The sequence below is a fragment of the Rhizobium sp. GR12 genome (assembly GCF_036596185.1).
In the GTDB taxonomy this organism is placed as follows: Bacteria; Pseudomonadota; Alphaproteobacteria; order Rhizobiales; family Rhizobiaceae; genus Agrobacterium; species Agrobacterium nepotum.
The window spans coordinates 54,423-81,339 of record NZ_JASXTH010000008.1; the positions used below are offsets into that span (position 1 = coordinate 54,423).

Genomic DNA, 26,917 nt, shown 5'->3' on the forward strand with positions numbered 1-26,917 from the left:
GGCAGATACTGCGGCGCCGCATCCCGCGCGGCGCCGTCATGGAACAGACGATCAGCGAAGCTCGAAAGCGTCCTGAATTTGCTGGGCACCCTCTTCCGCAGTCATCTGGCCGGAGACGATCTCGACAGAGACATCGTTGACGACACGGCCGACGGCAGCCCCAAGCGTCTGGTCGAAGAAGTTCTGGTGCCAGGTGGAGCCGGCGAGCTGCTTTGCCGAATCCGCCAGCAGCGGGTTCTTGACCGCGCCGGCAGCACCCGTCGCAACCGGCAGGATCATGCCAGCAGCCGCCAATTTCTCTTCGCTTTCCTTGCTGGTGAGGAAGGCTGCGAAATCGATCGCCTCCTTGGAGGCGTTTTTCGTAACCGCCCAGCCGTTCAGCCCGCCCAGCGTATCGGTGGCCTTGCCGGCACCGCCCTCTACGACGGGAAATGCGAAGCGGCCGATATTTTCAGGCGCCAGACCCTTGCCGTCGCCGGCATTCTTGCGCTGGTTGGCTTCGGTATTGTCGAAGCCGAGGATCATCGCCGACTTGCCGTCACCGAAGACGCCAAGCGCCTGCGGCCAGGTGGATCCGAGATAACCGGGCTGGAAGGGTTCGAGCTTGCCGAATTCGGCCAGTTGCTCGCCCGCCTTGATGATGGCCGGATCCATGAAACCTTCGCCCTCGCCCTTGCGGGCGGCATCGAACACGGCCTGCCCGCCATTGCGCATGACGAGATAGCTCCAGTAGAAGTGGATCGGCCATTTTTCACCGCCACCACCGGCAATCGGAACGATGCCCGCTTCCTTGATTTTCTTGACCGTAGCGCCGAGATCGTCCCAGGTCTTGATATCTTCGGCTTTCACGCCGGCCTTGGAAAACAGCGCCTTATTGTAGAAAAAGCTGACGAGGCTGACGCGGTAAGGCACAGCCCAGACCTTGCCGTCAAACGACAGGCCATCGATTGCGGCCGCGCTATAGGCCTGGCGCAGCTTGCCGCCATCAGCGTCGAAAACCTCGGTCAGGTCCTTCAGCGCACCGGTTTTGGACTGTTCCTCAAGAACCCCACCACCCCAGCTGTAAAAGAAATCGGGAACGTCGTTGGATTGCAGCAGGGTGGGCAATTTTGCCTTGAACGCTTCGTTTTCAAGAAATTGCAATTGTACGTCCACGCCCGGATGCTTGGCCTCGTATTCCTTGGCGATCTCCTCCCAGACAGCCACGGATTTCGGGTCCAGCTCCACATGCATCCATTTAACGACCGTTGCGGCCGAGGCGCTTGCGGCGCCGAGCATGAGAGCAATGCTTGTCGTTGTGGCAAAGCCTATCAGCCTGCCGCTCAGGCTTGCGCCTGCGTGCCTAATGGTCATGATCGTGATCCTCCCTCGGGGATTTCCTCATTTATTCCCCAATGCGGATTAATTCACATTAGCCCTCGCACATTGTCAAGGCACCGTGCCGATTTTTTGCGCGAATGGCTTGACACACCCCTCCCCTACACCGTTATTTAATCCGTATTCCGACATAAATCGGTTTTCGAACCGGCATTGATCGCAGCAGGACCCCATGAAGACCGCAGACCCAGAACTGATGCGCGCGATCAACAGGCTGAGCGTGCTGGACAGCATCCGCCGCCACGGACCGATCTCCCGGGTGGAAATCAGCGAAAGAACGCAACTTTCCACCACCACCGTTTCGGCGATCACCGCATCGCTGCTGGACGACGGGCTTATTCTCACCCGACATCTCGGGGACATCCGCACCGAAGGCGCGCGCGGCAGGCCACGCGTGATGCTGGAGTTGAACCCGGATGCAGCCCGTGTGGTAGGCGCCAAGATCGCGGCGAACCGTATGGTTTTCGTGGTCACCGATTTTTGCGGCAACGTGCTGTCTACCCTCGCTTTGCCGATCCGTGTCGACCGCCAGCCGATCGGCGTCATCGCCGATCTGGTGGAGGACGGTGTGCGCCGTTGTGTCGTCGATGCCGGGCTTTCCCTGGAAGACGTGGACATGGTCTGTCTTGGCCTGCCCGGCGTCATCGAACACCGCACCGGCAGGATCCGCAGCAGTCCCATCCTGCGCGAAGTGAACGTCGATTTCGCAGAGGAAATGACGGCGCGGCTGAATTCGCCCACCATCATCGAAAGCGACGCCCACGCCATCACGCTCGCCCACCACTGGTTCGGTCATGCACGCGATCTGGAAGACATGGTGCTGATCTCGCTCGAGCAGACGCTTGGGCTTGGCGTGCTGCATCAGAACCAGCTGTTTCGCGGCGCTGGCGGCCTCAGCCACAATCTCGGCGATCTCGTGATCGGCCTTGCCAGCGAAGGAACCGTGCGGCTGGCGAGCCAGGCGGGCGAAAACGCCATTCTTGGCACCCGCCCGGTTGACGGGCGTTTTGCCGAGGCGATCCGGCTTGGTCGTGGCATGCAGCATGCACATGCCCTGATTGCGGCGGAAGACAACGATCTGATCACGGCGGCTTTGCGCGCTGGTGCTGCACTTGGCCTGACGCTTGCCAATATCGTCACGCTGTTTGCGCCGCCGCGCGTCATCATCACCGGTTCCAGCCTCGAACTCGGTGAGCCCTTCATTGCCGCCATTCGCAACAGTTACAACGCCGCCGTGCCGCCATCGCTGGCCGGCGTCGCCGAACTGGTTTTCGACGTTGCGAGCGACGAATTATGGGCGCAGGGGGCTGCGGCCGTCGCACTCTACGAACTTTACGAATCACCATGGAACACAACGGGGCCAGCGCTCTAGCCGACACGGCTAGGAAGCGGACTACGGCATTTCTGATTTACGGGAGGAAATCATATGAACAAGGTCGGTATCGGCATCATCGGCTGCGGCAACATCTCCAGCGCCTATCTCAAGGCAATGGCGTCGTTTCCCATTCTCGATATTCGCGGACTGGCGGATATGAACGAGGAGGCCGCGAAGGCGCGGGCGGACGAATTTGGTCTTCAGGCAAAAAGCATCGACGCATTGCTGGCCGATCCCTCCGTGGAAATCATCGTCAACCTGACGATCCCCAAGGCGCATGTGGAGGTGGGTCTGCGCGCGCTTGAGGCGGGCAAACACGCCTATTCGGAAAAACCACTCGGCATCAATTTCGCGGAAGGCAAACGCCTTGCGGATGCGGCAAAGGCGAAGGGCCTGCGCATCGGCTCGGCCCCGGACACTTTCCTCGGTGGCGGTCACCAGACCGCGCGCCGGCTGATCGACGAGGGCGTCCTTGGCCAGCCCGTCGGCGGAACTGCCACCTTCATGTGCCCCGGCCATGAGCGCTGGCATCCCAACCCCGCCTTTTATTACGAAGTCGGCGGCGGGCCGATGCTGGATATGGGACCCTATTACATCACCGATCTCGTCAACCTGTTCGGCCCGGTCGCCAAGGTGGCGGGTTTCGCCTTTGCGCCGCGCAACGAGCGTCTCATTACCAGCGAGCCAAAGAACGGCGAAAAAATCCCCGTCCATGTCGCCACCCATGTTTCCGGGGTGCTGGCTTTCCAGAATGGAGCCGTGGTGCAGGTGGGTATGAGCTTCGATGTGGCCGGCCACAAACATGTGCCGCTGGAAATCTACGGCACGGAGGGCACGTTGATCGTGCCTGATCCGAACCATTTCGGCGGCGAGGTGCAATTGCTGAAGAAGGGCGGCCAGTTCGAGCCGCAGGCGCTGTCGTCGCCCTATGCCGATGGCAACTACCGCTCCATCGGCGTCGCCGACATGGCCTATGCGATCCGCGAAAACCGCCCGCACCGCGCCAATGGCGATCTTGCCCTGCATGTGCTGGAGGTCATGGAAGCCTTCCAGACGGCATCGGACAGCGGCGCCACCATTTCCATCACCACCGAGGTGGAGCGCCCTGCTCCCCTTGAAACTTCGCTGGTCGACGGCCAGCTCGGCATATAATCCCGAGGAGGAAATAAATGCGCGAAGCACTCATCGTCTGGGGCGGCTGGAGCGGCCATGAGCCGCAGGAATGCGCCACCATCGTCAAGGACATATTGGAAGAGGACGGCTTCAAGGTCTATGTGGAGCACAGCACGGAGGCATTCGCCGATCCTTCCGTGCATGATCTGAGCCTTGTCGTGCCGATCGTCACCATGTCGAAGATCGAAAAGGAAGAGATCAAGAACCTCACCGCCGCAGTGGAAAACGGCGTCGGCATCGCCGGCTTTCACGGCGGCGCTGGCGACAGTTTCCGTGACTGCGTCGAATACCAGTTCATGATCGGCGGCCAATGGGTCGCCCATCCGGGCAATATCATCGACTATCACGTCAACATCACCCGTCCCGATGACCCGCTGATGGAGGGAATTTCCGATTTCCCCTACACGTCGGAGCAATATTACATGCATGTCGACCCATCCAACGAGGTGCTGGCAACGACAAAATTCACCGGCGACCACGCCTGGTGGATCGACGGCGTGGTGATGCCGGTGGTCTGGAAACGCAAATACGGCAAGGGCCGCGTCTTCTATTCGGCGCTCGGCCATCAGGCCAAGGAGTTTTCCGTGCCGCAAATGAAGACCATGTTCCGCCGCGGCGCCAACTGGGCGGCGCGCTGAGATTTTAGGTCGAGGCGGCCAAACAAGGCCGCCTTTTCCTTTCATCAACCCCGAACGATCTCTTCCGCAGCCATCGCCGCGACCAGAACATGATCATCCGTGCCGTGCAGGCCGGAAAGCAGCAGGCCAACGGGCATTCCCGCCTCACCGGTGCCGCAGGGTATGGAAACGCCGCAGAGATCGAAAAAATTGCCGATCTGGGTGTTGCGCAGGGTCTTTGCATTCATGGCGAAGAAAGCCTCGTCATTCTCGACAAGCGGCGCGACCTTGGGCGCGACATGCGGCAGTGTCGGCGACACCAGCAACTCGTTCTTGCCGATCATGTCCGAAAAAGCCGCTGTCATGCGTTCGCGCGCCTCGATAATGGCGATGTAATCCGGCATGGAGATATTCGCGCCGAGTCTGGTTCGGGCGACCACGCGCGGATCCATGCGCGCGGCATCCGTGCCTTCCAGCCGCGCTTTGTGTAGGGCGAAGGCTTCCGCCGTCACCAGCGCACCCTTTTCCTTGATGAGATCGAACAATTGCGAAAAGATCGGGAATGCCTGCCGCCGGACCGAAGCGCCGGCGCGGGAAAGCCGTTCCACTGCATGCTCGAAAGCGACGGCGACGCCCTCCTCAATGCCGTCGAAAAACACCGTTTCCGGCACGACCAGCGACAGGCCGGACAACGGCGCACGCATCGCATCGGCAGCGGTCTTGCAGCGCATGGCGGCATCCACCCACACGGCATCCTGCACGGTGCGGGTGAGTGGCCCGAGTGAATCGAGGCTTTTCGAAAGCGGATAAACGCCGCGCATCGAATAACGGCCACGGCTTGCCTTGTAACCCACCACGCCGTTGAAGGCGGCGGGAATGCGCACCGATCCGCCGGTATCCGTACCGATCGCCACCGGAACCAGACCAGCGGCAACCACAACGCCCGCGCCGGAGGAAGAACCGCCCGGCAGCCGATGGCCGTCCGTGGAGGCGGGATTGCGCGGCGTGCCGTAATGCGGGTTAATGCCGAGGCCGGAAAAAGCGAATTCGCTCATATTGGTGCGACCGACGCAGACCATTCCAGCCTCTTTCAGCGCTGTCACCACATCCGCGTCACGGGACGCGGGCACATTGTCCGACAGCACCGTCGATCCGGCGGTGGTCACTGTGCCTTCAAGATCGAAAAGGTCTTTCCAGGCCACCGGAATGCCGTCGAGCACGCCACAGGAACGGCCCTCGCGAATGCGCTTCGAGGCACCTTCCGCCTCCGCCATGGCCCGTGCCGCCGTCAGACCGACAAAGATCGCTCCATCTTCCGATTTTCCGATTGCATCGAGCGTCTCCTCCGCCAGCGCGCGTGGATCGAGATGGCCGCTCTGGATGAGAGTGGAAAGCTGCGCGATGTTTTTGCCCGTGTGAGCCATGATATGTTCCTTGAAACCGGCTTGTTGCACACAACATGCCGGTTATCGGCCGCTTGGCAAGGCCAATGGCCGCAACATCTACAGCCGGAAACCGGTTTGGGAAACGCGCAGAGGAGGCCATAAAGCATCTGCGAAGCCGGCGTCTGCCTCCCGTTTCGCACGATCTGATTTTTCAACCTAAGGTATAGGTACGCCGCACCTTATATAAGCGACGACTATAAAAAGACGGATTAATTCTTAATCGCATCTAAACTTTGTTGAATTATTTAGCAGACATCGCTGAAATACATGCCCTATAAAAATTCCATAAAACAATCATAACGCGACATCGCGGGGGAATATCGCGAATGGAAGAGACTGCCTATCGGGGGATAGATAGACAGGTTGAAGCCGGCCAAACGCTTCACTCAACGACGCAGCCGGCAACAGGCCGATTTTCGCGGCGGCGTTCGCTCGCCAGCAAGATAACCATGATATTTCTGGGCGGCGTGATCTTTTCCTACAGCATCGGGGCGCTCGTCGGCTGGTACATGTTCGTTGCCGCCGCCAGCGAGCAATGGCTTAACCAAGCCCGCGTCAATTCGCAGATTGCCAGCGCCACCCTGCGCAGCATCTATACCTACGTCAGCGTCACCGCCGACACGGACGGACAGGTAAACGGCATCTTGACCGACAAGCCGATTGGCGACGACGCATCCATTCTCGTTACCGGCTTCAACCCCAGCGACGTTCTCGCGCTCATCGGCGCGCAAACCAAAAATGCAGTCTGGCTTTTCCGTTACGACGAGACCGATTCCGGCTTCCGTCAAATCGCGGCGGCCTTCGACAACGCCACCGACGACGACGAAAAACCGATCGCCACCGATCCCATCTTCTCCAGAGACGCGGTCGCCGCGCGTTTCGCCACCGGCTTTGCGACGATTGGCGATTCCAGTCACTTTATCGGCCTGCTGCCGATCATCAGTACGGAAACGAAAAAACCGATTGGCGCGGTCGCCGTCAGCATCGGCGGTTCGGATGCGCTCTATGGCGCGCAGCGCAAGCTGATCTACAATTCGCTCGTCGCCCTGATCGTGGTTCTGACCGTCACCGGCGTCCTCGTGACGCTGATCGCCAGACACTTTCTGAAACCGGTTCCGGCTCTGGTACAGGCGACACTCAGGATAGCCCGCGAGGAAACCGATGTCGTCACACCGTTTCAGGAGCGACGGGACGAAATCGGCGACATGGCCACCGCCATCGAAACGCTGCGGGAGGCGGTTCTGGAACGCGGACGCCTCCGGCAGATACGCGACATGGCGCAGCAGCTGGAACATATGGCCCATCACGATGCGCTGACCGGACTTCCCAACCGCGTGTTGCTGATGAAGACGCTGGAAAACCGTCTCGAACTTCTTTCCACCTCCGGCCAGCCGTTCAACGTCATGCTGCTCGACCTCGACCGGTTCAAGGCCGTCAACGATACGCTGGGACATGCGGCCGGCGACGCGCTGCTTGTAGCCGTGGCCTCGCGGATTTCCTCCGTGCTCGGTGAAAACGACATGGTAAGCAGGCTCGGCGGCGATGAATTCGCGATCATACAATCGGTGACCGACGATTGTCGGGAGGATGCGGGCGCGCTGGCAAAGCGGGTTGTGCATGCGGTTTCGCGCAGCTTCGGCCTCGAAGGCAGCCATATCAGCGTCGATACCAGCATCGGCATCGCCTGCGCACCCGATCACGGTACTTCCGGCACCCAACTTCTGCAACATGCGGATCTCGGCCTCTACCGGGCGAAATCCATGGGATGCGGCTTCTTCGTATTTTACGAGCCCGGCATGGACATGGCGGCGCAACATAAGCACGCGCTCGAAATAGACATGAAATCCGCCCTCGAAAACCACGAATTCGAACTGCATTACCAGCCTGTGGTCAACTTGCAGAGCGGCCGCATCGTCGCTTACGAGGCCCTTGCCCGCTGGCGGCACAGCAAGCTCGGCATCATCACGCCGGACCGTTTCATCTCGCTTGCCGAAGAAAACAATTTCATCAAGCCTTTGGGCGAATGGGTTCTGGCGCAGGCCTGCATGGACGCCATGACCTGGCCGAAGGATATCCGGCTCGCCGTCAATCTTTCCGCCGTGCAGCTTTACAATGACGATATCGTCCCGATCGTCGGCAAGGCGCTTGAAACATCCGGCTTTCCGGCAGAGCGACTGGAACTGGAAGTGACCGAAACCGCGATGCTGGAACGCGACAGCAGCGCCAGGGCTCTGAAATTACTGAAGGAAAGAGGCGTCCGCCTCGTACTCGACGATTTCGGCACCGGTTATGCCGGCTTGAGCACGCTGACCCATGTTGCCTTCGACAAGATCAAGATCGACCGTGAATTCGTTTCCGGCCTGCCGGAAAACCCGATGTGCTCGGCCATCGTCAATACCATCATCGACATGGCGGAGCAGATCGGCCTGAAAGTCACGGCCGAAGGCGTGGAAAACAAGGAACAGGTCGAGGCGCTGAAGCTTTCCGGATGCGACGAGGCGCAGGGTTATTATTTCGCCGAGCCGGCGCCGCTTGCCCGGATATTCAAGAACCGTACCGTCATCGCCCAGACCGGAAACGAGGAGCAGTCGCCTCACGACGCCGGTCTACCGATGCAGGAAACCTATTATCCGCCACAAAAAGCGATTTGAGAAACCGGCCCGCCAGCCAAGAGGACATAAAATGCGTATTTCAGTATTTTGCCTTTTCCTCACATGCTTTGTCCCCGCCACCGCGTTGCAGGCTGCAGGCGAAAGCGACACGCTTCGGCAGATCGCCAAGACCGCAAAAATCCGCATCGGTTATCGTGAAGCCGAGCCGCCCTTTTCCTACCAGCTGCCGGACGGGGAAGTCACAGGTTTCTCAACCGATCTCTGTCATGCGATCAGCGAGGATATCCGCAAGCAGCTGAAGCTCGACAAACTCGACATCGAATATGTGAAAGCCACGCCTGCGACCCGCTTCATTCTCGTGCGCAGCGGCAAGATCGATATCGAATGCGCGGCAACGACCAACAACACCGAACGCCGGAAAATGGTGGATTTCTCCTATCCGAATTTCATGACCGCGACGCAGTTCCTCTCGCGCAAGCAGGATAATCTGAAAAGCCTTGCCGATCTGGCCGGAAGGTCGGTCACGTCCGCCTCCGGAACGGTCAACATCGAGCAGCTGAACGCTGTGAACCGGCAAAAGAACCTCAATATTTCGGTGATGCCGACGAAAACCAACGAGGAGGCCTTCGAACTCGTGGTTGCCGGAAAGGCTTCCGCCTTCGTCATGGATGGCATATTGCTGGCGGCGCTGGCGGCGACATCCGAAAATCCTGACCTCTACGCGCTTTCCGAGGAAACGCTAAGCGCACCGGAGCCTTACGGCCTGGTTTTCCGGCGCAACGACCCGGACTTCAAGGCGGCGGTCAACGAAAGCCTGCGGCAGATCTTCACCGGTCCCGCAATTTATGACCTTTATGAAAAATGGTTCACCAAGCCCATTCCGCCGAACGGCATGAACCTGAACCTGCCGATGACGACCTCTCTGAAACAAGCCTATGAACATCCAAGCGAATACCGGGACTGAGGGCGCAACGCCCCCACCATGCCTCTATTTTTATGAAAACGTTTTGACAGATAATTTTGGCTGGAGATGCGCGATGCAGAGATCGACATTGTGGCTCATACTGGGGATTTTAGGTCTTCTGCCCACCATTGCGGCGGCCGACGACACCCAACCGCCTACACTCGAAACCATTGCCCGAACCGGCACCATCCGGCTGGGTTATGCCGACCGCAATCTTCCCTTCTCCTATCTGGGCACAGGCCCGGAGCCGATCGGCTACAGCATCGAGCTGTGTTTGAACGTGGCGGACTCCATCAAGAAAAAACTGGGTCTGACGGAATTGAAGATCGATTTCGTCAAGCGCACCCCTAGCAACCGCATCACGCTTCTCAATGACGGCACGATCGACATGGAATGCGTGGCGAGCACAAATACGGAGGAAAGGCGCAAGGCCGTCTGGTTTTCCTACAGCCACTTCATCACCGGTACCCGCTATGTCGCGCTGAAATCGAGCGGCATGAACAGCGTCGGCGATCTTGCCGGACGAACCGTGGTGGTGACGACGGGAACCATCAATATCAGCCAGCTGAATGTGCTCAACAGAAAATTGGGACTGAACATCGCCGTTCTGCAAAATGACAGCACCGAGGGCAGTTTCGACATGGTGACCGAAAACCGCGCCTCGGCCTTCGTCATGGACGACATTCTTCTGAGGTCCTTCGTCGCCGAAACCGGCAGGCCGGACGACTATTCCATCTCGAACGAATATCTCGCGCCGCCGCAGCCCTATGGCCTGATGCTCCGGCACGGCGATACCGACTTCAAAAATACCGTCAACGAAGCGTTGGGGCAAATCTATGCAAGCGGTGAAATCGAGAGAATCTACGACAAGTGGTTCAACGCTCCGATTCCGCCGAACGGCATAAACCTCAAGCGCCCGCTTCCCGGCGATCTGGCCGAGGTATTTCGAAAACCCCTCGATACGACGGCCGAATAAAAAAAACGCCGCCCGGCAAGGGGCGGCGGCTTTCTTAAAAAACGTCACGCGGCGCGCAGGTCGGCACTCAAGGGGATTTCGACATCGATCTCCAATATGGAGACGTGCTCGTCGCGATCCATCTTCACATGCACCCGGTCGTTGTCGATCTGCACGTGTCTGGCGATGACGGCGAGAATTTCTTCCCGGAGGACGGCGACGAGATCGGTTCCCGACGACGCCCTTTCGTGAGCGAGCAGCACCTGCAGGCGCTCACGCGCAAGCGGTGCCGACTTCTGTTTACGGAACAGGGCGAAAATGCTCATGCAGCCCTCCTTGCAAAAATCTTGGAGAAGATACCCCGCTTCTCGCCCGGAATGACCATCGGAATTTCCTCGCCGGCCAGGCGGCGGGCGGCATCGAAATAGGCCATGGCCGGCGCGCAACGGGCATCCGCCAGCGTAACCGGCGCGCCAACGTTGGAGGCGCGCAGCACATCCATGCTTTCGGGAATGATGCCGAGCAGCGGTATGGACAGAATTTCCAGAACGTCGTCGACCTTCAGCATGTCGCCGCGCTCAGCGCGGGCCGAATCGTAACGCGTCAGAAGCAGGTGCTTTTCCATGCGCTCGCCGCGTTCGGCCTTCAGCGTCTTGGAATCGAGCAAGCCGATGATACGGTCGCTGTCGCGCACCGAGGAGACTTCCGGATTGGTGACGACGACGGCCACATCCGCATGGCGCATGGCCAGCGTCGCGCCGCGTTCGATACCGGCCGGGCTGTCGCAGATCACCCAGTCGAAATGTTTCTTCAACTCGGCAATGACCCACTCGACACCTTCCGGCGTCAGATTGTCCTTGTCTCGCGTCTGCGAGGCAGGCAGCAGGAACAGCGTCTCGAGGCGCTTGTCGCGGATCAGCGCCTGCGTCAGCTTGGCGTCGCCCTGGATGACGTTGACGAGATCGTAAACCACCCGGCGTTCAGCACCCATGACGAGATCGAGGTTGCGCAGGCCGACATCGAAATCGACAACCACGACCTTCTGCTTGTTCTGCGCCAGCGCGGCGCCAAGCGCTGCGGTCGAGGTGGTCTTGCCAACCCCGCCCTTGCCGGAAGTAACAACGACTACCTTCCCCATACGGCTCTCCTGTTCCTGTGTTGTTTTCTCTATGTCGTCAGCCAAGTTTTTCGGCCTTTATCGTATCGTTTTCCAGCCACAGCTGAACGGGCTGGCCGCGCAGCTTTTCGTCAATATCCTCGGCGACCTTGTAGACACCATCTATCGCCAGCAGCTCCGCCTCCAGCTTGCGGCAGAAGATGCGCGCAGAAACATTGCCGAGCGAACCGGCCATGGCACGGCCGCGTAACGCCCCGTAAATATGCACCGAACCGCCCGCGATGATTTCCGCGCCCGAGGCGACCGAACCGATGACGGTCACATCGCCTTCGGGAAACATGATCGACTGGCCCGAGCGAACCGGCTCGTTGATGACCAGCGACTGTACGACGGCGCGAACCTCGCTTGACGCACGCGGCTTCTCCTCCGGCAATTCGGCGGAAGCGACGGCGACCGGCTCAACCTCGACATCGGAAGCGGGCTTTCCGCCCTTCAGCGACGGCGGCATACCCGGCTCGATCATCGAGGGGCGAACGCCCTCAATCCCCATGATGCCGACATTGCGCTCCGTCAGCGCCGCCAGCAGAGCCTTCAGCCCGGCCTTGTCGAGCGACAGATCGGAGGCATCCAGAACCACTGGACGCGACAGGAAGAACCCGGCCGAACGCGCAGCAAGATCATCCAGCCGTTCCAGCCATTGATCGAGCGGAGCTTCAGGGGACAGAACGACCGCGAGGAAGGAGCGGCCTTTGATACGGATCGAACGCTGGTCTGTTAGCACTTTGGTCATCTTGGTAAACAAATCATTGACAATTAGGTACCTCGGATATGGTTAACAAATGGTTAACAACACCCCTAAAACGACGGTTTCGTTAAGGGAATTCCGCTACGAAATTTTTCATGCGAAACATTCAAAAATTTCGCCTACCTTTTGATTTTACCTATTTTTGTTTCTTTTCAAAACTCACAATAGCAGTTGATCCTTGCTGCAACCTGACGCCCCGCACAGTTTGATGGAGGACGCCGTCTCTTCGCCTCGTCCTGCCGAGTCGCAGGCAGGGCAAGCTGACCGATTCCGGAACAATATCCATGGCTGACCGACAGGCCGCCGTTTGGCGGAAAAACGATTCCGTTATGCCTGCCGATACTATAGACACGAGACAGCCCCATACATCCAACGGAAGAATGCAATGCACAGCAAAGTCCCACCGACCTTTTCTCGCGAGTATGCCGCCTTCCTGTTCGACATGGATGGAACGCTGCTGAATTCTATTGCGGTGGTAGAGCGGGTCTGGCGCGAATGGGCTGTGGATAATGGCATAGAGCCAGAGGCCTTCCTGCAGCGCATCCACGGCATGCGCGCATCGGAAGTGGTGCGTCGCGAGGCGGTTCCGGGTCTCAATGTCGAGGAACAGGCGGATATGCTGCTGCAAAAAGAAATGGACGACGTCGACGGCATTCTCCAGATCCCGCAGACAGCCGCCTTTCTTGAAAAATTGCCGGTCGGAAAATGGGCCATCGTCACCTCCGCGGCCCGCGCACTCGCCGAACGGCGGCTGGCCGCAGCCGGCCTTACACCGCCTGCGGTGATGATCTGCGCCGAAGACGTGGTGAATGGCAAGCCGGATCCCGAGGGATACAAAAAAGCGGCGGAAAAACTTGGCGTCGCGCCTGAAGACTGCGTCGTGTTCGAGGATGCGCCCGCCGGCATTCAGGCGGGAGAACGCATGGGCGCGACAGTCGTCGTCATCAACGCCACCCATTCGCACCCCATCGAAACACCGCATCTTTCCATCGGTGGGTACGATGAGCTGGAGGTTACCATCGGCAGCGATGGCGGCTTAAAGCTCGCATATGACAAAGGCTGAAACGTCAATGAGGCAGCACACGGAACAATGATTTCGTGTGCAAGCCAAACGGTACGCCATACGCTTTTCCGCCAATCCCGGATTGACAGCACCGCATAAATGCTCCCTAATAAAATTGGTAAGACAATCTTACCGCTTGCGCGACGGGAGGAGACCTTCGCGCTGGGAGGATATCATGTTTGTGGCACTGGAGCCGCGCCGCCTTTATCGGCTGGTCGCGGAACAAATTCGCTTGCTCATAGAGAGCGGGGAACTGGTGGATGGCCAGCGCCTGCCGGCGGAACGCGACCTTGCGGAACGCTTCGGCGTATCCCGCCCGACGGTGCGGGAAGCCCTGATCGTTCTGGAAGTGGAAGGCCATATCCATATCCGCATGGGTTCCGGCGTCTACGTGAATGCGTCCCGCAAGGCAGATAAGGAAAAGCCGCCGGTACCGGACGCTCACGGTCCATTCGAAATCCTGCAGGCGCGCTGCATCATCGAAAGCGCAATTGCAGAGGAAGCAGCGCGGCTTGCCACGCCCGCATGCATCGCCAGGCTGGACGATATCATCGAACGCATGGCCGGTGCGCTCGACAACTCGCCGCAGGCCCTCAACCTCGACCGCGCCTTCCACACCGCCATCGCCGATATCATCGGCAATTCGGCACTGAACCGTTTCACCGGCCTGATCTACGACGAGCGCAGTCTTTCGCCCTATTTCGAGAAGCTGGCCAGCTATTTCGAGGGACCGCATACATGGATCCTTGCCGTTCAGGAACACCGGTTGATCCGCAACGCGATCGCCGCGAATGACCCGGAAGGCGCGCGTGAAGCGATGCGGCAGCATTTGACGCTGTCGCAAAAGAGATTTTCCGAGAGTTTCGGGGAGGAACCGCTCGGAGAGGAGTGACCGCCGCCAAGACCGGCGACGGGGAAATACTGAAATCTGTCTTTAATTCGGGAGGAATTAAGAATGAAAATCAGATTGTCGACTTTGATGGGCGCAACAGCCGCAGTTCTGCTTTCGGCTCTGGCGGCCCAGGCGCAAACCGCGCTCAAATGGGCGCATGTCTACGAAACATCCGAACCGTTCCATACGGATTCGGTCTGGGCGGCGGAAGAGATAGCCAAGCGCACCGACGGCCGCTACAAGGTGGATGTTTTCCCCGCCTCGCAGCTCGGCAAGGAAGCCGATATCAACCAGGGCCTTAAGCTTGGCACGGTGGATATCATCATCTCCGGCTCAAGTTTCGCCGCGCGGGATCACAAGCCGATCGGCGTCACCTACTTTCCCTATATCTTCCGTGATCCGAGCCATTTGATCGCCTACACCAAAAGCGATGTCTTCAAGAAGCTTGCACAGGGCTACGAGGAAAAGACGGGCAACCATATCGTCGCCGTCAGCTATTACGGAACGCGCCATACGACCTCCAACAAGCCGATTGAGAAATGCGCCGACATGGCCGGCCTGAAAATGCGCGTACCCGATGTTCCGGCCTATCTCGCCATGCCGCGCGCCTGCGGCGCCAACACGACGCCCATCGCCTTTGCCGAAGTCTATCTTGCGCTTCAAAACGGCACCGTCGAGGCCCAAGAAAACCCGCTGACGACGATTGAGGCGAAGAAATTCTTCGAGGTTCAGAAGAACATCGTTCTGACGGGCCACATCGTTGACCATCTCAACACGCTTGTTTCCAAAACCCGCTGGGCCAGCCTGTCGGACGAGGACAAAAAAATCTTCACCGAAGTGATGCAGGAGGCGGCGGCCCGCACAACGAAGACGATCGAAGCTCGTGAAAAGGCTCTGGTCGACGAGTTCAAATCCAAGGGCATCACCGTGGCGGAAGTCGACAAGGCGGACTTCGAGAAGAACGTCATCGACAAGGTGAAGCTTGAAGACTTCGGCTACGAAAAAGCCGACTGGGACGCTATCCGCGCCATCAAGTAACGCGTGAAGCTGTCCCGGCGCTATCCGGCGCCGGGACAGTTCAACCGAGACCCTCGGACTGGAGTTCCCGCCAATGACCGATCCTCACAACGCGCCCATCAGCGTGGAAGAAATGGCGCATGCCTTCGAAGAAGACACCGGCCCCGTCGATCTTTCGCCCTATGCGGTGGAAGACTGGGTAACCCTTGCCGTGTTCTGGGGCATGGGTCTGAGCGTCTTCCTGCAATTCTTCACCCGTTACGTGTTGAACGACAGTTTCGCCTGGACGGAAGAAATCGCCGCCAATTGCCTCGTCGTCGTTGTCTTTCTCGGCTCTGTCATGTGCGTGCGCATGTTTCGGCATATTCACGTCGACCTGATCTATCGCTTCGTGCCGAAACCCGTCGGACGGTTTCTGGAACTGATCGTAGATCTCATCACCATCGGCTTTTTCGCCTACATCACCTGGCTGATGTGGCGTTATCTGGAAATCGTCGGCGATGAGCGCATGGTCACCGTCGACCTGCCGCGCGGCATTGTCTTCTACACCGTTTTCGCCGCTTTCGCGCTGATGTTCCTTCGTGCCCTGCACAATTTCATCAAGGACCTCACCGGCAAGCAAACCGTGCGTGAAAAGGCTCAGGAAGCCGTAAACACACAGGGAATCTAGACCATGCTTTTGCTCATCGGCTCCTTTCTTCTGCTTCTTATCATCGGCACGCCGGTGGCCGTTTCCATGGCCGTCAGCTCGCTTCTTTATCTCATCATCTACAACGTCGCGCCCGATATCATCGCCGCGCAGCGCATGATTGCCGGCGTCGAAAGCTTTCCGCTTATCGCCGTTCCGTTTTTCATCCTTGCCGGCAATCTGATGAACATTGCCGGCGTCACAAGCCGCATCTACCGTTTCGCGCTTGCGCTCGTCGGCTGGATGAAAGGCGGCCTCGCCCAGGTCAACATCATCGGCTCGGTGGTTTTTTCCGGCATGTCGGGAACCGCGCTCGCGGACGCCGCAGGCATCGGCACCATCGAAATCAAGGCCATGAAGGATCACGGTTATCCTGTCGAGGCGGCCGTCGGCGTCACGGCAGCTTCGGCGACGCTCGGCCCAATCTTCCCGCCATCTCTGCCCTTCGTGATCTACGGCATGATGGCCAACGCGTCGATCGGCGCGCTGTTTATGGCGGGCATCATACCTGGCGTCGTCATGACCGTGCTGATGATGGTGACGGTCTATATTTTCGCAAAACGCAAGGGCTGGGGCTCTGACACGCCCTTCGAGCTGAAGCAGCTGCTTTCAGCAGCGCTGGAAATAGTGATCGTCTTCAGTTTCCCCGTCGCTGTCTATCTGATGATCCTTGCCGGCGTCTCGCTCAATGTCGCGGTCCTTATCGGGCTTGCGGTGCTTGTCGCACTCGACTGGTATTATGATTTCTCGGCCGTGATGGCGTTGATGACGCCGGTTCTTCTGATCGGCGGCATGACAATGGGCTGGTTTACACCGACCGAAGCAGCTGTCGCCGCAGTGCTTTGGTCGCTTTTCCTCGGCTTGGTTCGCTACCGCACCATGACGTTCAGGACATTGGCCAAAGCCAGCTTCGACACGATAGAAACGACAGCGTCCGTTCTTTTCATCGTGACAGCGGCATCGATCTTTGCATGGTTGCTGACGGTCAGTCAGGCGGCTCAGCTGTTCTCCGACTTCATGTTCGCGATGACGGATAACTGGTGGACCTTCCTCATCATCGTCAACATCCTGCTTCTGATTGTCGGCGCGTTTCTGGACACCATTGCCGCCATCAGCATTCTGGTTCCTATCCTGATGCCGGTTGCCGCCCGATACGGCATTGACCCTGTCCATCTCGGCCTGATTGTGACGCTCAACCTGATGATCGGCCTTTTGACCCCGCCTGTCGGCATGGTGCTGTTCGTCCTGTCGCGTATTTCGAAAATGTCGGTGGAGCGGACCACGCTCGCCATCCTGCCCTGGATGATCCCGCTTTTCGTGGCTCTGGCGCTGATCACGTTCATACCCGCGATCACGCTCTGGCTGCCCACCCAGCTCGGCCTTATTCGCTGACCGAAAAGAACCTGCGCGCCCCCCCCGGCGTCGCGCAGTTCTCCAACAGGAATGCCAATGAAAGGACCCCATCATGCAGACACGCGTGGCACGTTTATACGGCGCTAAGGACATCCGCGTCGAAACGCAGGACCTAGCCGCCCCCGGTCCCGGCGAAGTGCTGCTTACCATGGCGGCCGGCGGCATTTGCGGCTCCGATCTTCATTATTATCAGGATGGCGGTTTCGGCCCCGTCCGGGTGCGTGAGCCGATCATCTGCGGCCACGAGGCATCCGGCCATGTACGGGCGCTGAGTGAAGGCGTCAGCGGGCTTACCATCGGCCAGCTCGTCGCCGTCAATCCCTCGCAACCCTGCGGCCATTGCCATTTCTGCCTGAAGGGCCAGCCGATCCATTGCCTCGAAATGCGTTTCATGGGCAGCGCCATGCGCCTGCCGCATGAACAGGGCATGTTTCGCGACCGGCTCGTCGTGCCAGTGACACAGTGCGTGGCTTTCAAAGAGGGTACATCGCCAGCCGAGGCCGCCTGCACCGAGCCGCTCGCGGTTTGCCTGCATGCTGTCGCCCAGGCGGGAGACCTGAAGGGCGCAAAGGTGCTGGTAACAGGTGCAGGGCCTATCGGCCTCCTGACCATCGCCGCTGCCCGCCATGCTGGCGCGGACATCATCGTCGCGACGGATCTGACCGACGCCGCGCTGGAGCGGGCGCCCGCCATGGGTGCCGACCGCACGATCAATGTCGCCAAAGACGCCGAAGCGCTTCTGCCCTATCAGGACAATAAGGGTTATTTCGACGTCATTTTCGATTGCTCCGCCGCAGCGCCGGCGCTCCGCACGGCATTTGCCTGCGTGCGGCCGCGCGGCACCATCGTGCAGGTGGGCGTCACCGGCGACATCACCATTCCGCTCAACGCGCTGGTCGGCAAGGAAATCCTCTGGCGCGGCTCGCAACGTTTCCACGAGGAGTTCGCGATCGCCGCAGGGTTGATTCCCACGCGGGAGATCGATGTGCGGCCGATCATTTCCCACAGCTTCCCGCTTTCCGAGGCGAAAGCCGCATTCGAACAGGCGGGAGACCGCTCCACCGCCTGCAAGGTACAACTGACATTTTCCGCAGAATGATATTTGAGGATTAAAGATGAGACACACATGGCGCTGGTTCGGTCCGGTGGACAAGGTCACGGTTCAGGATGCGGCTCAGGCGGGAGCGGAAGGCATCGTCAGCGCGCTGCACCACATCGCAACTGGTGACGTGTGGCCGGCGGATGAAATCGCCAAACGACATGAGGCGATCAAGGCCGGTGGACTTTATTGGGACGTTGTCGAAAGCGTACCGGTTTCCGAAGAGATCAAGACGCAGACGGGCGACTGGAAAAACCATATCGCCAACTGGCAGGAAACGCTACGCCGCCTCTCCGCCTCCGGCATTCGCACCGTCTGCTATAATTTCATGCCGGTGCTGGACTGGACCCGTACCGACCTGCGCTGGGAAACGAAGCACGGCGCAAAAGCGATGCGTTTCGACCTCACCGATTTCTCGGCCTTCGATATTCACATCCTGAAACGCCCCGACGCTAAAACCGATTATCCCGACTGGTTGATCGAGGCTGCGGCAAGACGTTTCGCCGAAATGCCGGACGCAAAAATCTCTGCACTCGGGCGCAATATCGGCGCGGGCCTGCCCGGCTCGGCGGATGGGTACACGCTCGATCAGCTTCTGGAAAAACTCCGCTCCTACCATGGTATCAACCGTGAGAGGCTGCAGCAAAACCTGATCGATTTTCTCTCGGAGGTCGCACCCATTGCCGATGAAGTCGGCATTAATATCTGCGCCCACGGAGACGATCCGCCATGGCCGCTGCTCGGCCTGCCGCGTATCCTCTCAACTGAGGCAGACTACGCCCATATGTTGTCGCAGGTCGATAGCCGCGCCAATGGCGTGACGCTGTGCACCGGTTCGCTCGGTGCGCGGGCCGACAACGACCTGCCCTTCATCGCCAGCCGTTTTGCCGATCGCATCCATTTCGTGCATCTGCGCAACGTGACGCGCGACACCGACACCGTGCCCTGCTCCTTCTTCGAGGACGAGCATCTGGAAGGTGGAACGGATATGGTGGCCGTTATTGCCGCCCTTCTGTCAGAGGAAGCCCGGCGCCGGGCCGAAGGACGTGAAGACCACACCATTCCGATGCGGCCCGATCACGGCCAGGAAATCCTTGATGACCTGACGCGCGGGGCGCAGCCGGGTTATCCCGCTATCGGCCGCCTGAAAGGGCTCGCCGAACTGCGCGGTATCGAGCGCACGCTGTCGCATGGCCGTTTCGGATTGGCGAAACCAGCGCATTGAGCGGAAATATTGGCCGCCGGCAGCTCCTCAGCTTGCGGCCAATCGCGTCCTGAACAGGAGATATGAACAGACAGCAAGCCCGCCAGCGATGGCACCTGCGGCTTTCACCACCGCATCCATCATATGCGGATGCCGCGTCGGCGACAGAAATTGCAGCGCCTCGATGCCGAAAGCGGCAGCGACACCCGCCGCTATGACGGCAAGCCAGTAACGCGGATAGGCCACCACAAAGGCGGCGGAACAGAAGGCAAAAGCGGCGGCGCGGTCCAGACCGACCGTGGTCAGCGTGTGGGGCCGAAGTCCGATCGGGCAAACCGTGACAATCACGATCAGCAAAAAAATTGACCAGGCGACGTATTTCGGAAATCTGTTTGTCATCATGGCGTCACAATAGAGCGCCGTGCGCGTAAACGGAAGATCGTCTTTTTCTTTCACCGCCCAATAAATCACACTTTTTGAACGGATACTGCACAAACCGGCTTTCGCTGACGCCCTACTCGGGCTAAGGCAGAAGGCGACCGGACAAGGATCGCGGCTGATGGCCATGAGGCTGTCGCCCTTCGGTCCGGTTTTACGGTATCGGGTGGATTTTCCACACAGGATCAGATTTTTCAGGGAAGAGCACAATGAGTTTCAAGCCGCACGGCAAACATCTGGTTGCAGGAGAATGGGTCGCTACGGATGCGAAATTCCGCAGTGAGCCTGCACATGGCGAAGCTTTCGATTTTTCGGTCGGCACCGTCGATCTGGTGAATGCGGCCGCAGAAGCAGCCGAAGAAGCCTTCTGGAGCTATGGTTACACCACCCGCGAAGAGCGCGCTGCATTCCTCGACACCATCGCCGATGAAATCGAGGCCCGCGCCGACGCCATCACGGAAATCGGCTCGTCCGAAACCGGCCTGCCCGCAGGACGCCTGCAGGGTGAGCGCGGCCGCACCACCGGCCAGCTTCGCCTGTTCGCATCGCATATCCGCAAGGGCGACTATCTCGACCGCCGCCATGACGAAGCGCTGCCTGACCGCCAGCCGCTGCCGCGCCCGGATATCCGTCTGATGCAGCGCCCGATCGGCCCTGTCGCAGTGTTCGGCGCTTCCAACTTCCCGCTCGCCTTTTCGACGGCTGGCGGCGACACGGCGGCCGCTCTGGCAGCCGGCTGCCCGGTTGTCGTCAAGGGCCATTCGGCCCATCCCGGCACCGGCGAAATCGTGGCTGAAGCGGTTCTCGCAGCCGTCAAGAAGCACAATCTGCATCCCGGCGTCTTCTCGCTGATCCAGGGCGGCCGCCGCGATGTCGGTTCCGCGCTCGTCCAGCATCCGCGCATCAAGGCAGTCGGCTTCACCGGCTCACTCGCCGGTGGCCGCGCGCTGTTCGATCTCTGCGCCCAGCGCCCCGAGCCGATCCCGTTCTACGGCGAACTCGGTTCTGTCAACCCAATGTTCCTGCTGCCGGAAGCCGTTTCCGCGCGCGGTGAAGCCATCGCCAAGGGCTGGGCCGGTTCGCTCGCCATGGGTGCCGGCCAGTTCTGCACCAATCCCGGCATCGCCGTCGTTCTTGCTTCGCAGGCCGATGCAGTGGCGGAAACTGCCCGTGCAGCTCTTTCCGAAGTCGGCCCGCAGGTGATGCTGACCGACGGTATCGCCGCTGCCTATCGTGACGGTCGTGACCGTATCGCTGCCGGTAGCGGCGTGCGCGACGTGCTGACCACCAGCTGCGACCTGCGCAACGCGACACCCTATCTGTTCCGCGTTTCCGGCAAGGACTGGGTCGCCAACCACGCGCTTTCCGAAGAGGTCTTCGGACCGCTCGGCCTGATCGTGACGGTCGACAGCGCCGAGGAAATGATCGAAGTCGCAAAAAGCTTCGAAGGCCAGCTGACGGCGACCATGCATCTCGATGCCGGTGACGCCGAACTTGGCCGCAAGCTTCTGCCGATTCTCGAACGCAAGGCAGGCCGCGTTCTCGCCAACGGGTTCCCGACCGGCGTAGAAGTCTCCGAAGCCATGGTTCACGGCGGCCCTTATCCGGCCTCGACGAATTTCGGCGCAACCTCGGTCGGCACAATGTCGATCCGCCGCTTCACGCGCCCGGTTTCCTACCAGAACATTCCTTCGGACGTTCTGCCGCAGGATATCCGCTGATCAGAAAAATGGGAGGGCGCTCACGCGCCCTCCCATTCATTGAATAAAACCAGGGCTCAGGCCGACTGGATTGCCTGTATCTTCTCGACGCCGCCGACCGTGCCGGCGAAATCCTGCCAGACACCCTGCGCGCCCTTGCGCCATTCATCCAACGCTTCCGGCTGCAACACCTTGCCGCCCTTAGAGACCGCAAGCTCGACGGATTTCGCCTCGTCCTCGACGATCAGCTGGTTGAAATAGAGAGCGCCTTCGCTGGAAGCCTCCGAGAGAACCTTCTTCTCCTCATCGTCCAGCTGGTTCCAGAAAGCCGCACCGTAATAAACCACGCCCGATGCCCAGATATGGCCGGTCTCGGTCATATAGGGCACGACCTCGTAAAGCTTGAATCCGGCATAGGCCGACTTGGTCAGATCCATGGCGTCGGCCACGCCGGTTGACAGCGCATTATAGGTCTCGGTGATGGGAATACCGACCGGCGTGGTGCCGAAGGCGCTCCACAGCTTGGTGTGCAGCGGGCTCTGGATGACGCGGATCTTCTTGCCTTTCAGTTGCTCCGGCCGGGTCACCGGCTCCTTGGTCAGGAGATGGCGCGCGCCGTAATTGATGAAGTCCACGGCAACGAACTGCTGCGCGCCAAGCTTGGTCTTCAGCTCGCTGCCGGTCTCGCCCGTCACCACTTTGCGCACATGGTCGGCATCGCGGAACAGGAAAGGCAGATCGAGGATTTGCAATTCCGGAACCCAGCCGGAGAGCGAGGAGACCGTGGAAAGGCTCGCCTGAACCGATCCGAGACGGATGTTTTCCGCCACTTCCTTTTCACCGCCCAGCGCACCGCTTTTGACAATGTTGAAACGGAAACGGCCGGGCAGCTTCGCCTCCACCAGCTCGCTGATCTTCACCCAGATTTTCGTCTCCGGCTTGTCGTCGGCAAACAGCGAGGCGACCGTAATGTTACGGGTCCTGGCGTTTGCGGTGCGGACGAAGGCGGGCGCGGCAAGTGCCGCAGCGCCTGCTGCGGAGAGCTTCAGGAGATTGCGACGATCGATAATAGTCATGAATAAAACCCCGAATTTAGAAGACAATGGCCCAGGCGCACAGAATGGCGAGGGAAACGAGAAGGGATAAGAGATAGGGAATGACGGCCTGGAAAAGCGCCGTCGCTGGAATGCGGGTGACGCCGCTGACCACGAAGATCAGCATGCCGAGCGGTGGTGTGAGGCCATGGATCATCAGGTTGACCACCAGAATGACGCCGAAATGGATCGGATCGATACCGGCGGCAACGGCTGCGGGCAACAGGATCGGCCCGAACAGCAGGATGGCCGCACCGATATCCAGCACCAGCCCGACCGCGAGCAGGATGAGGTTGGAGAGCAGAAGCACCGCGATCTTGCTGCCGCCGAGCAGGGTGACGAAATCCGTGACGAGGCCTGAAACATTGTCCACCGCCAGCAGGAAGGCGAAGGGACCCGCCGTGCCGATCAGAAGGCCGATGGCCGCCGCCTCCCCGGCCGATTGCCGGAAGGTTGCGAAAATACGGCCCGCGCCCAGCCGGTAACCGAAGCCGAGAAGCAGCGTATAAAGCGCCGCAAGTGCCGCCGCTTCCGTGGTGGTGACGACGCCGATGCGGATGCCGACCACCACGATGACGCCGAGACCGAAGGCGGGAATGGCCGCCACGGCCGAACGCCAGCGTTCGCTACCCGTGGCGCGCGGCAGCGTATCAACGCTGCGCACGCTCAAATGGATCGCCACCGCAAGGCAGATCGCCATCAGCCCGCCGGCAAAGAAGCCGCCGACCAGCAGCGAACCGACCGACAGGTTGGTGGCCGTTGCAAGGATCAGGAAAGCGATGGAGGGCGGGATGACATTGTCAAGCACCGAAGTGGCAGCGATGATCGCACCCGCCTGTGCCGGCGGATATCCGTGTTTCACCAGTTCCGGCTGGAAGGTGGAGGCGCCGAAGGCGGCGTTGGCGACCGAGGAACCGGATGCGCCAGAAAACAGCACGCTGGTCAACAGCGTCGTTTGCGCCAGTCCCGCCCGACGATGCCCGACCATGGAAGCGGCGAACCGGACCAGCTGGTTGGCGACGCCCGATTCCGTCAGCAGGCTTCCGGCCAGCAGGAAGAAGGGGATGGCGAGCAACAGGAATTTCGACATGCCTGTTACCGTCGAGGAAACGATGGCCGGCTCCGGCAAGGTGCTACCGAAGGCGATCGCCACATAGGCGGCCGCGAGAAAGGCATGGGCGAGCGGTGCCGCCAGCACCAGCCCCACCGCCGCCGTCAGCGCCAGAAACAGGCTGGGCGGCAGGCTGGTATCGACGAAAACTTCCGGCAGACCGACATAGGCCAGAATTGCGATGGCGAGAGACGCGAGAACGGCAAGCGCCTTACCTTCACTGACGCGCTGAAGCGCGAGATAGAGAAGGATCAGCGCACCGCCTGCGCCGAGAAAGCCGAAACGCACCCATTCCGGCAGGCCGAGCGTCGGAGAGGTTCCGCCCAGCATCGCCGCGATCTCCACCCCGCCGAAGGCGAGGATGAGCGCTGCGACGAAGGAGAAGGCGTCGGCCAGAACTTCAGTTGCGGCGTGAAAACGCTCAGGCAAAAATCGCACGAAAACATCGAGCCGCATGGCAAGCGCACTTTTGAGACTGAGCGGCGCGCCAACCGCGATCATGGCCACATGCAGCCAGATGCCGAGGTCTTCCGCGCCGATGAAGCCGGTGTGAAACAGATAACGCAGGGCGACATTGACCAGCACCACCACAAGAAGCGTGGCAAGGATGGCAGCGGCGACCGCGCCGAGCGCCTTGTCCAGAACGGCAAGCGCCCGCTCCGCCACGCGCTGCGGGCCGATGCGCCGTTGTGCAATTGTTGTTGCCGGACTTGCCGTCATGTCTTTTTCCTCCACTCCCGGAAGGCCATGCTCAGGATGCCTTGGCCGAGAGGTCGCGGTCGAACAAAGTCGACCAGGTGAATTGTTTCGCCGACGAGACTTCGCGCGATACATCAAGTCGCGGAAGAACCTTTTCCCCGAAGCGGAAAGCCTCTTCCAGCAATGGCATGCCGGACAGAATAAAGGTATTCACGCCCGCCTTTTTATAGGCCTCAAGCGTGCGGATGACGGTATCGGGCGAACCGACAATCGCGGTGCCCGGCCCCGGCCGGACGAGGCCGATGCCGGCCCAGAGATTGGGTGCAATTTCGAGATCGCGCAGGTTCTCAGGCTTCTGCCCGCCATGCATCGCCGTCATGCGCTGCTGGCCGACGGAATCCGTCTTACCGACGAAACGCTGGTTGGCGGCAATGGCACGCTCGTCCATGCGCCCGTAAAGATCGGCGGCGGCAGCCCATGCCTCTTCATCGGTATCACGCACAATAACATAGAGGCGAATGCCGTATTCCAGCTCGCGGCCAAGCTTTTCCGCTCGTGCCTTGACGAGATCGACCTTCGCCCCGATCTGATCGGGCGTTTCGCCCCAGGAAAGATAGGTCTCGACATGTTTGGCCGCAACATCGATCGCCTTCTCCGAAGAACCGCCGAACCATAGAGGCGGCGGCTCTATGCCCTGCCCCACCGGCAGCGCGAGCTTTGCGCCTTCGGTCTGGAAATGCCGCCCCTTGAAATCGACCGTCTCACCGGCAAAAAGACGGTGCCAGATCTGCAGATATTCATCCGCCATATCGTAGCGCTCATCATGCGGCATGGTCATGCCGTAAGCGCCGAGCATCTTTGCATCGCCCGAAACGACATTGATCAGCAGGCGTCCACGCGAAAACTCCTGAAGCGTCGCCGCCATCTTGGCGAGCAGCGTTGGCGCGACAAGGCCCGGGTGAATGGCGACCAGAAACTTCAGCCGCTCGGTATAAGAGAGAAGTGCGCCCGCCAGAACCCAGACGTCATGCGCGCCAGTGGCAAACAGTGCGCCGGTGTAACCAAGCTGGTCATAAGCAAGCGCCAGCTGCTTGTAATAACCGAGATCGACCTTGCGGGATCCTTCCGGTTGCCAGGGATAGGCGCCATCGGGCGCGCACATGTACCAGAAAACATTCATCTGTCGCCTCCCGCGCTGGCTGATTGTGGGGTCGGGCTTTGCCCGGTCAGAACCGGTAAAGAGAAATGGCCGTGCCTGTAAAGCGTATCGGCCTCCTCCTGCTGTTCGGCAAGGATATTTTCGGCGGCGGGCACCACCGAAAGATCGCGCGAGCGCAATACCTTCGCCCAGGACTGCGCGTCGCCCTCGCTGCCCGGCTCGGCGGCGAGAAGGGCTGAGGCCTTGTCTATATCCGCCATGACGGCGCGGCCAACGCGGTCCAGTTCGGCGGCAATCGCCTGCCTCATCTCAAGTGTGATGTTGTGACGCGCAAGCGTCCAGAACAGCGAGCGGTTGGGAATGGTGGAGCCGCAACGGACCAGAAGACTGATCCCGTCATGGGTCAGGGCTTTTTCCAGCCGAGGCGACATCGTCACCCAGGCATCGACGCGGCCTTCCACGAGGTCGCGCAGGCTATCGCTGTCGCCGCTTTCGATGCGTGTCACATCCGCAAGACCAAGCCCCGCTCCTTCCAGGCTTCGCGCCAGAAGATAAGTATGAAACGACCCGTCGATCAGCGATATGCGTTTTCCCGAGAGATCTGCCGCAGAGCGGATCGGGCTGTCACGCCGCACAAGGATCGCGCCATTTGCAGGCCTCGGGGCCGAGGCGGCGATATAGACTGCGGAAAGCCCACGCGCATCCGCTTCGATGGGTGGCGTCGAACCCGTGCCGCCGAAATGGATGTCGCCCTTCTCCAGAAGCGCCGCCGTATCACGCCCTTCACGATAGGGCACGAATTCCGGATCGAATTCCTCAAAGGCGCCGGGCCAGAGCCGGGCGAGCCGCAAATGCAGATTGTTGGGATGGACCCCGATTTTCATGTCGACACCTCATTTC

General features: G+C 60.0%; 24 protein-coding genes. 14 read left to right on the forward strand and 10 right to left on the reverse strand.

Annotated features, from left to right (window positions below):
* Window positions 1-51: 51 nt before the first annotated feature.
* On the reverse strand, window positions 52-1,353 hold the full coding sequence (locus tag QSK43_RS15205; protein WP_332304131.1) for an ABC transporter substrate-binding protein: 1,302 nt from the start codon (window positions 1,351-1,353) through the stop codon (window positions 52-54).
* A 196-nt stretch (window positions 1,354-1,549) separates the two neighbouring features.
* On the opposite strand from QSK43_RS15205, the gene QSK43_RS15210 reads away from it, so the two are divergent.
* From QSK43_RS15210 to QSK43_RS15220, 3 genes are read left to right on the forward strand one after another with little or no spacing between them, the layout of a single operon-like run.
* Window positions 1,550-2,749 carry an ROK family transcriptional regulator gene (locus QSK43_RS15210; protein ID WP_332304132.1) on the forward strand — a complete coding sequence of 400 codons (1,200 nt, stop codon included), beginning with the start codon at window positions 1,550-1,552 and terminating at the stop codon, window positions 2,747-2,749.
* Between the two features lie 54 nt (window positions 2,750-2,803).
* Entirely contained in the window at window positions 2,804-3,904 is a 1,101-nt protein-coding gene (locus QSK43_RS15215) for a Gfo/Idh/MocA family protein (RefSeq protein WP_332304133.1), read from the forward strand.
* Window positions 3,905-3,921: 17 nt separating this feature from the next.
* A complete protein-coding gene (locus tag QSK43_RS15220) occupies window positions 3,922-4,563 on the forward strand; it encodes a ThuA domain-containing protein (protein WP_003510737.1) in 642 nt (213 codons plus the stop codon).
* Window positions 4,564-4,607: 44 nt separating this feature from the next.
* Here the strand turns inward: QSK43_RS15220 and QSK43_RS15225 are convergent, their stop codons facing one another.
* Window positions 4,608-5,966 (reverse strand): amidase, encoded by a 1,359-nt coding sequence (locus QSK43_RS15225; RefSeq protein ID WP_332304134.1) that lies wholly within the window; start codon window positions 5,964-5,966, stop codon window positions 4,608-4,610.
* A gap of 347 nt (window positions 5,967-6,313) precedes the next feature.
* Here QSK43_RS15225 and QSK43_RS15230 point away from each other — a divergent pair, with 347 nt between their 5' ends.
* The 3 genes from QSK43_RS15230 (at window position 6,314) to QSK43_RS15240 (ending at window position 10,539) form a co-directional block, all read left to right on the forward strand.
* The gene (locus tag QSK43_RS15230) at window positions 6,314-8,638 is read left to right on the forward strand and encodes an EAL domain-containing protein (protein ID WP_045021874.1); all 2,325 of its coding nucleotides are present in this window, start codon (window positions 6,314-6,316) and stop codon (window positions 8,636-8,638) included.
* Between the two features lie 31 nt (window positions 8,639-8,669).
* Entirely contained in the window at window positions 8,670-9,563 is an 894-nt protein-coding gene (locus QSK43_RS15235; RefSeq protein WP_332304135.1) for an amino acid ABC transporter substrate-binding protein, read from the forward strand.
* 73 nt (window positions 9,564-9,636) lie between these two features.
* Window positions 9,637-10,539, forward strand: coding sequence for an amino acid ABC transporter substrate-binding protein (locus QSK43_RS15240; RefSeq protein ID WP_332304136.1), 903 nt, complete (start codon window positions 9,637-9,639; stop codon window positions 10,537-10,539).
* A gap of 44 nt (window positions 10,540-10,583) precedes the next feature.
* On the opposite strand, the gene minE is transcribed toward QSK43_RS15240, so the two are convergent.
* Genes minE through minC form a run of 3 tightly spaced genes read right to left on the reverse strand, consistent with a single transcriptional unit; the run spans window position 10,584 to window position 12,425 of the window.
* Entirely contained in the window at window positions 10,584-10,844 is a 261-nt protein-coding gene (gene minE / locus QSK43_RS15245; protein ID WP_045021877.1) for a cell division topological specificity factor MinE, read from the reverse strand.
* The gene (gene minD, locus QSK43_RS15250; RefSeq protein ID WP_045021878.1) at window positions 10,841-11,656 is read right to left on the reverse strand and encodes a septum site-determining protein MinD; all 816 of its coding nucleotides are present in this window, start codon (window positions 11,654-11,656) and stop codon (window positions 10,841-10,843) included. The genes minE and minD overlap by 4 nt, the downstream gene beginning before the upstream one ends.
* Before the next feature lie 37 nt (window positions 11,657-11,693).
* A complete protein-coding gene (gene minC / locus QSK43_RS15255) occupies window positions 11,694-12,425 on the reverse strand; it encodes a septum site-determining protein MinC (RefSeq protein ID WP_332304137.1) in 732 nt (243 codons plus the stop codon).
* A gap of 400 nt (window positions 12,426-12,825) precedes the next feature.
* Between minC and QSK43_RS15260 the strand changes: the two genes are divergently transcribed.
* The 7 genes from QSK43_RS15260 to uxuA all read left to right on the forward strand — a co-directional run bounded on the left by QSK43_RS15260 (window position 12,826) and on the right by uxuA (window position 19,837).
* Window positions 12,826-13,503 (forward strand): HAD family hydrolase, encoded by a 678-nt coding sequence (locus QSK43_RS15260; RefSeq protein ID WP_332304138.1) that lies wholly within the window; start codon window positions 12,826-12,828, stop codon window positions 13,501-13,503.
* A 175-nt stretch (window positions 13,504-13,678) separates the two neighbouring features.
* Window positions 13,679-14,395 carry a FadR/GntR family transcriptional regulator gene (locus QSK43_RS15265; protein ID WP_332304139.1) on the forward strand — a complete coding sequence of 239 codons (717 nt, stop codon included), beginning with the start codon at window positions 13,679-13,681 and terminating at the stop codon, window positions 14,393-14,395.
* A gap of 63 nt (window positions 14,396-14,458) precedes the next feature.
* Window positions 14,459-15,433: a sialic acid TRAP transporter substrate-binding protein SiaP gene (locus QSK43_RS15270; RefSeq protein ID WP_045021882.1), complete on the forward strand. Its 975-nt coding sequence runs from the start codon at window positions 14,459-14,461 to the stop codon at window positions 15,431-15,433.
* A 73-nt stretch (window positions 15,434-15,506) separates the two neighbouring features.
* Entirely contained in the window at window positions 15,507-16,082 is a 576-nt protein-coding gene (locus QSK43_RS15275; RefSeq protein ID WP_332304140.1) for a TRAP transporter small permease, read from the forward strand.
* A gap of 3 nt (window positions 16,083-16,085) precedes the next feature.
* A complete protein-coding gene (locus tag QSK43_RS15280; RefSeq protein ID WP_332304141.1) occupies window positions 16,086-17,492 on the forward strand; it encodes a TRAP transporter large permease in 1,407 nt (468 codons plus the stop codon).
* A gap of 73 nt (window positions 17,493-17,565) precedes the next feature.
* Window positions 17,566-18,612, forward strand: a complete 1,047-nt coding sequence (locus QSK43_RS15285; protein ID WP_332304142.1) for an L-idonate 5-dehydrogenase — start codon at window positions 17,566-17,568, stop codon at window positions 18,610-18,612.
* 16 nt (window positions 18,613-18,628) lie between these two features.
* The gene (uxuA, locus tag QSK43_RS15290) at window positions 18,629-19,837 is read left to right on the forward strand and encodes a mannonate dehydratase (RefSeq protein WP_332304143.1); all 1,209 of its coding nucleotides are present in this window, start codon (window positions 18,629-18,631) and stop codon (window positions 19,835-19,837) included.
* A 27-nt stretch (window positions 19,838-19,864) separates the two neighbouring features.
* Here the strand turns inward: uxuA and QSK43_RS15295 are convergent, their stop codons facing one another.
* Window positions 19,865-20,218 carry an antibiotic resistance protein VanZ gene (locus QSK43_RS15295; protein WP_332304144.1) on the reverse strand — a complete coding sequence of 118 codons (354 nt, stop codon included), beginning with the start codon at window positions 20,216-20,218 and terminating at the stop codon, window positions 19,865-19,867.
* 245 nt (window positions 20,219-20,463) lie between these two features.
* Here QSK43_RS15295 and QSK43_RS15300 point away from each other — a divergent pair, with 245 nt between their 5' ends.
* Window positions 20,464-21,975, forward strand: a complete 1,512-nt coding sequence (locus tag QSK43_RS15300; RefSeq protein ID WP_332304145.1) for an aldehyde dehydrogenase (NADP(+)) — start codon at window positions 20,464-20,466, stop codon at window positions 21,973-21,975.
* 56 nt (window positions 21,976-22,031) lie between these two features.
* On the opposite strand, the gene QSK43_RS15305 is transcribed toward QSK43_RS15300, so the two are convergent.
* From QSK43_RS15305 to QSK43_RS15320, 4 genes are read right to left on the reverse strand one after another with little or no spacing between them, the layout of a single operon-like run.
* A complete protein-coding gene (locus QSK43_RS15305; RefSeq protein WP_332304146.1) occupies window positions 22,032-23,030 on the reverse strand; it encodes a TRAP transporter substrate-binding protein in 999 nt (332 codons plus the stop codon).
* A 16-nt stretch (window positions 23,031-23,046) separates the two neighbouring features.
* Entirely contained in the window at window positions 23,047-24,879 is a 1,833-nt protein-coding gene (locus QSK43_RS15310) for a TRAP transporter large permease (protein ID WP_332304147.1), read from the reverse strand.
* A gap of 31 nt (window positions 24,880-24,910) precedes the next feature.
* The gene (locus tag QSK43_RS15315) at window positions 24,911-26,038 is read right to left on the reverse strand and encodes an LLM class flavin-dependent oxidoreductase (protein WP_332304148.1); all 1,128 of its coding nucleotides are present in this window, start codon (window positions 26,036-26,038) and stop codon (window positions 24,911-24,913) included.
* Complete coding sequence (locus QSK43_RS15320) at window positions 26,035-26,901, reverse strand: ABC transporter substrate-binding protein (protein ID WP_332304149.1); 867 nt, start codon at window positions 26,899-26,901, stop codon at window positions 26,035-26,037. The genes QSK43_RS15315 and QSK43_RS15320 overlap by 4 nt, the downstream gene beginning before the upstream one ends.
* Between the last annotated feature and the right edge of the window lie 16 nt (window positions 26,902-26,917).

Excerpts from the sequence above, each read along its gene's own strand:
- QSK43_RS15205 (WP_332304131.1), bottom strand. The coding sequence starts at position 1,353 with ATGACCATTAGGCACGCAGGCGCAAGCCTGAGCGGCAGGCTGATAGGC.
- QSK43_RS15210 (WP_332304132.1), top strand. The coding sequence starts at position 1,550 with ATGAAGACCGCAGACCCAGAACTGATGCGCGCGATCAACAGGCTGAGC.
- QSK43_RS15215 (WP_332304133.1), top strand. The coding sequence starts at position 2,804 with ATGAACAAGGTCGGTATCGGCATCATCGGCTGCGGCAACATCTCCAGC.
- QSK43_RS15220 (WP_003510737.1), top strand. The coding sequence starts at position 3,922 with ATGCGCGAAGCACTCATCGTCTGGGGCGGCTGGAGCGGCCATGAGCCG.
- QSK43_RS15225 (WP_332304134.1), bottom strand. The coding sequence starts at position 5,966 with ATGGCTCACACGGGCAAAAACATCGCGCAGCTTTCCACTCTCATCCAG.
- QSK43_RS15230 (WP_045021874.1), top strand. The coding sequence starts at position 6,314 with ATGGAAGAGACTGCCTATCGGGGGATAGATAGACAGGTTGAAGCCGGC.
- QSK43_RS15235 (WP_332304135.1), top strand. The coding sequence starts at position 8,670 with ATGCGTATTTCAGTATTTTGCCTTTTCCTCACATGCTTTGTCCCCGCC.
- QSK43_RS15240 (WP_332304136.1), top strand. The coding sequence starts at position 9,637 with ATGCAGAGATCGACATTGTGGCTCATACTGGGGATTTTAGGTCTTCTG.
- minE (WP_045021877.1), bottom strand. The coding sequence starts at position 10,844 with ATGAGCATTTTCGCCCTGTTCCGTAAACAGAAGTCGGCACCGCTTGCG.
- minD (WP_045021878.1), bottom strand. The coding sequence starts at position 11,656 with ATGGGGAAGGTAGTCGTTGTTACTTCCGGCAAGGGCGGGGTTGGCAAG.
- minC (WP_332304137.1), bottom strand. The coding sequence starts at position 12,425 with ATGACCAAAGTGCTAACAGACCAGCGTTCGATCCGTATCAAAGGCCGC.
- QSK43_RS15260 (WP_332304138.1), top strand. The coding sequence starts at position 12,826 with ATGCACAGCAAAGTCCCACCGACCTTTTCTCGCGAGTATGCCGCCTTC.
- QSK43_RS15265 (WP_332304139.1), top strand. The coding sequence starts at position 13,679 with ATGTTTGTGGCACTGGAGCCGCGCCGCCTTTATCGGCTGGTCGCGGAA.
- QSK43_RS15270 (WP_045021882.1), top strand. The coding sequence starts at position 14,459 with ATGAAAATCAGATTGTCGACTTTGATGGGCGCAACAGCCGCAGTTCTG.
- QSK43_RS15275 (WP_332304140.1), top strand. The coding sequence starts at position 15,507 with ATGACCGATCCTCACAACGCGCCCATCAGCGTGGAAGAAATGGCGCAT.
- QSK43_RS15280 (WP_332304141.1), top strand. The coding sequence starts at position 16,086 with ATGCTTTTGCTCATCGGCTCCTTTCTTCTGCTTCTTATCATCGGCACG.
- QSK43_RS15285 (WP_332304142.1), top strand. The coding sequence starts at position 17,566 with ATGCAGACACGCGTGGCACGTTTATACGGCGCTAAGGACATCCGCGTC.
- uxuA (WP_332304143.1), top strand. The coding sequence starts at position 18,629 with ATGAGACACACATGGCGCTGGTTCGGTCCGGTGGACAAGGTCACGGTT.
- QSK43_RS15295 (WP_332304144.1), bottom strand. The coding sequence starts at position 20,218 with ATGATGACAAACAGATTTCCGAAATACGTCGCCTGGTCAATTTTTTTG.
- QSK43_RS15300 (WP_332304145.1), top strand. The coding sequence starts at position 20,464 with ATGAGTTTCAAGCCGCACGGCAAACATCTGGTTGCAGGAGAATGGGTC.
- QSK43_RS15305 (WP_332304146.1), bottom strand. The coding sequence starts at position 23,030 with ATGACTATTATCGATCGTCGCAATCTCCTGAAGCTCTCCGCAGCAGGC.
- QSK43_RS15310 (WP_332304147.1), bottom strand. The coding sequence starts at position 24,879 with ATGACGGCAAGTCCGGCAACAACAATTGCACAACGGCGCATCGGCCCG.
- QSK43_RS15315 (WP_332304148.1), bottom strand. The coding sequence starts at position 26,038 with ATGAATGTTTTCTGGTACATGTGCGCGCCCGATGGCGCCTATCCCTGG.
- QSK43_RS15320 (WP_332304149.1), bottom strand. The coding sequence starts at position 26,901 with ATGAAAATCGGGGTCCATCCCAACAATCTGCATTTGCGGCTCGCCCGG.